The 6046-nt window shown below is 65.1% G+C and carries 3 protein-coding genes and 1 pseudogene; 1 reads left to right on the top strand and 3 read right to left on the bottom strand.

What is annotated here, in order from left to right; genetic code table 11:
- Nucleotides 1-529, top strand: a pseudogene (locus HMPREF2656_RS01525) (recombinase family protein); the annotation flags it as partial.
- On the opposite strand, the gene HMPREF2656_RS13385 reads toward HMPREF2656_RS01525, so the two are convergent.
- The 3 genes from HMPREF2656_RS13385 to HMPREF2656_RS01510 form a co-directional block, all read right to left on the bottom strand.
- Entirely contained in the window at nucleotides 526-954 is a 429-nt protein-coding gene (locus HMPREF2656_RS13385; protein WP_070491109.1) for a GmrSD restriction endonuclease domain-containing protein, read from the bottom strand. The pseudogene HMPREF2656_RS01525 and the gene HMPREF2656_RS13385 overlap by 4 nt on opposite strands.
- 779 nt (nucleotides 955-1733) lie before the next feature.
- Nucleotides 1734-3467: an ABC transporter ATP-binding protein gene (locus tag HMPREF2656_RS01515; RefSeq protein WP_049157408.1), complete on the bottom strand. Its 1734-nt coding sequence runs from the start codon at nucleotides 3465-3467 to the stop codon at nucleotides 1734-1736.
- Entirely contained in the window at nucleotides 3464-6010 is a 2547-nt protein-coding gene (locus HMPREF2656_RS01510; RefSeq protein WP_070510587.1) for an ABC transporter ATP-binding protein/permease, read from the bottom strand. Before HMPREF2656_RS01510 ends, HMPREF2656_RS01515 begins: the two co-directional genes overlap by 4 nt.
- Between the last annotated feature and the right edge of the window lie 36 nt (nucleotides 6011-6046).

Raw genomic sequence — 6046 nt, 5'->3', positions numbered from 1 at the left:
CGCCACCGGGCACATCAGCGATCAACGACTCAAGTACATGTTCCTCGAGGCTATCCGCCTCCGCTTCGGCTCACCTGCCGATGACACCGTCAACCACGCCGTACTCGACGCGCTCGACACCAGCGACCTCGAAGTCGAAGCAGCCGGACTGATCGCCCAGATCGACCAGGTAGCGAAAAAGCTCGAATCACTAATCACCCACAACGCACGCGTCGCGCAAGACCAACAGGTTTACGAGAAGGCGTTCAACGCTAGCCACGAACAGCACCAGGCGCTGTTAGCTGAGCACGCTGCCGTGGTCGACGAAATCCACAACAAGCACAACCGACTAGCCGCCTACCACTACTACAGGCAAGAGACCGCCAACCTTGAACTTGAACAGTTGGCCTTCAACCCATACCTCTGCGTAGCTTTGCTCGACAAAGGCACCGTTAACATCGACGGTACGGTGACTTTCCACTTCCGCGACGGCAGCACCCAAGTAGTAGCCATCAAGGCGGACATTGGGCAGGCGCCAGGGTGTGATTAGAGTTGCCACTCCTTAATCAAGATCTCCAAAAGCTCTTTCTGACGTCGCTCGATAACACTCGGAGTCCACACCGGTTCTCCAAGTACCTGCGTGGTGAGTGCGAACACCGCCACGCCTTTCCCCGACTTGAAGTACCTCTCCTTCTTAACATCGAAGTCATAATTGCAAGCACTGGAGTTTTTCCGGCGATTGAGCAGCAGTAGGTTCCCAAGACGATGTGTCCATACTTTTGCTTCGCAGAAAATGACGGGCTCGATGGTGCTGGTTTTGGACAGGTCATCGGAATAGACCGTGCCGCGCAGTGCGTGGGCTTTGCCCTCGACCCGGTGTGCGGGTAGGACGTTTTTTCGTGCTGCCAGCCAAGCTGGTTGCCCGTTAGACGCAACTCCACGGCTTTTGGCACGGCGGGATCGGTGAAGTCCCACGATAGGGATGCTGATTCTCCGCCGATCTCAAGATCGGCCCTCACATTGGTTTTAGCGACGAAGCTGGGGTCACATGACGTTTTCGTGACGGTCGCTGCCTGCCCGTCGATTATCACCTCGCTTTGAGTCTTGGCGAATAGAGCATCGAGTGGCTCGAGCTGAGCTTTGCGCTCAGGGCTCGGTGCGTACTGGCCGTTGGCTACCGACTGATACGGGTCGTCGCGATGATGGCTCTCGTCAGACGTGCAGTCGATCTCCGCTTGGATTTCCATAGCCTTGAGTTCGGCCGCACCGTCGCCGCTGATTTCACGCACGGAGGCCTCGATCCGCCAGCGGTCTGCGTCAACACTCACGAGCGGGTCACGTCCAAAGTAGTCGCCTCCCCAGGAGTGCAGGGTGTTGCCGGCTTGCCATATCACATCCTTGACGGCGCCATCGGCAACCTTGACGGTGAGCAACGACTGCGGCTGATCCGGTGTTTCGAATGACATCGTTGATTCCCCGTCGATCGTGGCGCACGCGGCAGATGTCAGGGGCTTATCCGTGCTGTCAACGCTGAGCTTTGCGCTGATGGAAGGAGCTGAGGTGGTCGGGGGGTGATCTCGTGGCAGGCGAGGCCGAACTCTCAGGTGCGGTCTCGTCGCCACAACCGGCGAGCGTAGCTGCAAAAACCAGAGCCATTGCTGCACAGCGTTTCTTGATGCCATCCTTTCAACCCGGCGGTGAGCTGGGTCACGTAGGCTAGGGCGTTGAATCTACCGTAGGGCTTGGCGGGAGCACTAGCGCACGCGCCAAGCGCTGGCGGCCTGCTGCTGGCGCCAGTATGCGGCGAAGCGGCCATCAAGGGCGAGCAGGTCCTCGATGCTGCCGTCCTCGATGACGCGGCCGGCATCGAAGAAGATGACGCGGTCGGCCTGGCGGATGGAGGACAGGCGGTGCGCGACGATGATGCGGGTGCGGGGCGTGGTCTCCGAGCTCAGGGCAGCGGCGACGGCGCGTTCGTTTTCGGTATCGAGCGCGCTGGTGGCCTCATCGACTAGCAGCACGGGGGCGCAGCTGAGCAGGGCGCGGGCGATCGAGACGCGCTGGCGCTGCCCGCCCGATAGCAGCGTGCCACCGTCGCCGACCATTGTGGCCATGCCGTCGGTGAGTTGCGCGGCAACGGCATCCACGCGCGCGAGTGCGGTGGCGCGCTCGATCTGCTCGCCGGTGGCGTGGGGATTACCGATGGAGATGTTGTCCAGCAGTGTGCCGTCAAACAGGTACGGGTCTTGGAAGATGACGGCGATGAGGGCGCGGCGGGCGGCGGGAGTGAGCTCGGCGAGGTCCGTGCCCTGGATACGGATGCTTCCGGAGGTGGGCTGGTGGAGCCCGGCCAGCAGGAACAGCAGGGTGGATTTGCCCGAGCCAGAAGGCCCGACGATCGCGGTTGTGGTGCCCGGCTGGAAGGTGAGGTTCAGGCCGTCAAGCACGGGGCGCTCGCGCGTGGCGTCATAACCGAAGGTGACGTCGGCGACCTCGATCTGGGGAGCGGTTGAGAGGGTTGGTGTCGCGGTTCCGGGGTGCTCGCGCGGTGCGGCAAGCACGGTGTGGATGGTGCGCAGTGCGTTCGTGGTCAGTTGCAAGCCGGCGGTGATATCGGCCACGAGCGCCAGGGGCTCCAAGAAGCGGACGATGACGACGATGAGCGCGATCGCGGCGGCGGGGGAAACCTCGCCGGTGACGGCGCGGCTGACCGCGAGGGCGCCGAGCGCAATGAGGGCGAGCTGGGTCAGCAGAGTGAAAACCAGCTGCTCGGGCGCGCGGTAGGCGAGCAGTCGACTCATCGCATGAGTGCGCGCGGCAAGTGCCTGGCCGACATGGCTGCTCTCGGTATCGACGCGGCGGGCGGAGCGCAACGCCTGCTGGGTGCGGGCGAACTCCAGGAGGCGCTCGGACAGCTGGGCGTGGGCGCGATCCGCGGCGGCGTCGGCGCTGCGCGCCAGGCGCATCGAGAGGACGAGGGCGCCAAGCAGCAGCGGCAGGAACGCCAGCGCTGCAGCGCCGAGCGTCGGAGAAAACCACAGCAGGCCGATGCCGATCGCGGCCGGAAGAATAAGGGCGTTCAGCAGCGGCGTCACCAGGTAGGCGATCAACCCGACGAGTTCGGGACCGGTGGCAGCGACCGCCTGACGCGTGGTGGCCAGGTTATCGCCGGTCAGCCACTGCAATCGGATGGTGGTGATGCGCTCGGCGACGGTGTGCTGAGCGTGATCCAGCAGCACGAAGCCAACAGCGTAGGCGTGGCGGGCCGCGGCGCTATCGCACCCCCAGCCAAGCGCCGTAGCGATCGCGATCATGGCCAGAGGGCGCCAGGCATCACCCGGCTGCGAGCTGAACAGGGCCGAGATGAGCGGAATGAGGGCGAGCGCCGCTGCGGCGCGTAGCGCGATACTTAGCGCCGTGAGCGCCAGGTAGGGGGTGATATGGCGGCGCTGGGCCGGTGGCAGCAGGTTAATGAGCGTGCGGATCATGAGGTGGCCTTCGTCTCGGCGGCTGCCCAGAGTTCGGCGTAGCGACCGCCGCGTGCGAGCAGTTCCTCGTGCCGACCCTGCTCGATGATCTGGCCGCCATCGAGCACAACGATGGTATCGACGCCAGTGATGGTGTGCAGGCGGTGAGCGATGAGCAGCACGGTGCGTCCGGCGGTCAGGCGGCTGACCGCCTGCTGGACGAGGTATTCGGATTCGGGGTCGGAAAATGCCGTCGCCTCGTCCAGCACGAGGATTGGGCAGTCGGCCAGCAGCGCACGGGCGATGGTGATGCGCTGGCGTTCACCGCCGGATAGGGCGATGTCAGCGCCCAGGATCGTGTCATAGCCGTCCGGTAGGGCGAGGATGCGCTCGTGAATGTGAGCGGCGCGGGCAGCCTGCTCCACCTCGTGCCGACTGGCATCCGGGCGGGCGAGCGCGATGTTCTCGTGGGCGCTGGCGCGCACCAGTTGCGGATTCTGGAAGACGAAGCCAACCCGCGAATACAGCTGTGATGCCTCGAGCGTACGAAGATCGTGGCCGCCGATGCGGATTGCGCCGTCGGTCACGTCGTAGAACCGGGCAAGCAGGCTCGCCAGGGTGGATTTACCCGCACCGGACGGGCCCACGAGCGCAGTGATGGTACCGGGCGCCAGGCGCAGCGAGACGCCCGACAGCACGGGGGTAGACGCGTCGTAGCCAAAGCTCACATCATCGAACTCGACGAGACCAGCGGGCCTCGGCGCGCTCGCCGCATGCTCGACCTCAGGCAGCGTGGACAGCTGCTCCTGGTCGAGCATGACCTGGATTCGGCGTGCCGCGAGCATACCGTCGCGCAGCGCCTGCAGACCGTAGCCGACGCCCAGTAGCCGCGCACCGAACGTCGTGCCAAGAAAGAGGAAGGGCAGCAGCGAGATCGGATCCATCATGCCCGCGGTGATGAGCGCGGTGCCCACCACGCAGCTGAGGAACAGGAACGTCGCGGGGCGCGTGACCAGATCGATGAAGGTTTTGCGGCCGCTGAGCGGCTGCTGCCAGGATCGCAGGAAATCGAGGTAGTCTCGCAGGCTCCGGGTGAAGGGCGCGGCGGCTGCACCCCCGAAGACGCGTACGACGGCCTGCCCCTGCAGGTAGGCGTCAGCAGCGCTGGCCATCTGCTGGCGCCACTGCGGCGCCTGCACTACGCGCGGGCCCGACTGCGTCATCATGATGTACATGCCGATCAGGTAGGCGAGCACCGGCAGCAGCAGGGTGAGCGCCACCCGCCAGTCGATCACGAACAGGTAGCCCAAGACGGCCACAGGCGCGACGATGGCGCCGACCGCATCGGGCACCGCATGCGTGATGAGGTAGTGCATCGCCAGCGGATCATCGTGCACCAGCTGCTTGATGTGCGCCGCGCTGCGGGTATCGAAAAACCCGAGGGGCACGCGTCCGAGCGTCATCAGCAGTCGGGTGCGCAGGTCCTGACTGACGCGCGCATCGACGATGTGCAGCCAGGTCATCAGCCCGGTCGTGAGTAGCGCGCCCGCGATAAGGACCAGGCCGGCCCACCAGCCCAGGCGGATGAGCGCGTCGGTGCCGGCGCCGACGAGCAGCAGCCGGGCGAGTTCGACGAGCAGGACGTAGGGGGCCAGCTGCGCGAGTGTGGCCAGCGCTTGCACGATCGCCGCCAGGATGAAGGTTGTGCGCAGCGGGGCGAGCAGGCGCCGACCGGCCTCAGCCCGCCACGTCCCGCTGATAGGCGCAGCCTCGCCGGCCGCAGGTACCTGCGCGGCGGCAGCCTCGGGCAGATCCTTGGGGCGTTTTTTGCCGAATGCCCGCCCATAACACCAGTAGGCGCGGGCTTGGATTTCGGACTTCGGGAAGCCAAAATCGTTCATCAGGCGGCGACGCACATATTTCAAGCTGTCGGACTCACACGCCACCCACGCGCTCCAGTTCGACCAGTCCCGCGCAGCCAGTCCCGCCGCCAGGCTCGCCTCATCGACGCGCGGCACCCAATGCACTCGCGCGCGCGGATGCGTGCGGATTTCCAGCATGTGGTCATCGAGCGTGTGCTCTTCCAGGTACAGTTCGACCGGCAGCTCGGATGGAAGCACCTCGAGGATTGAATTGATGGCGGGCAGCGACGCGGCATCACCAATGACGAGGTATCCGTCGGGTAGTTCCTCGGGCAGGACGAAACCCGTCGAGCCGAGCGTAGTGACCGCGATGGTATCGCCCGGCTGTGCCTGGCTTGCCCAGCTGGAGGCCGGCCCGGCAGGTTCGTGCAGCACCACGTCGATCGCGAACTCACCGGTATCCGGGTCGGCCTCGACGATGGTGTAGCCGCGCTGATGTTCCTGGTCGCTGCCGTCCGGATCGGGGAACCAGAACCGCAGCCAGGCCGTGGGCGCGAGAACGACCTCGGCAAGCAGACTTGCACTCACCAGGTGGATTCGCACGAAATGCGGGGCGAGGTAGGTCACGGCCGTGACTGTTGCGCTGTGGTCGCGCGCTCCAAATCCGCGCGTCAGCACGCCCTCAAAACCCCGTTTCGCCATGTGCATTCCCTCCTGCGCCGCACCACAAATTGAGGT

This window comes from Corynebacterium sp. HMSC034B08, from assembly GCF_001835805.1.
Classification (GTDB): Bacteria; Actinomycetota; Actinomycetes; order Mycobacteriales; family Mycobacteriaceae; genus Corynebacterium; species Corynebacterium coyleae.
This window is presented reverse-complemented; position numbering and strand designations above follow the sequence as displayed.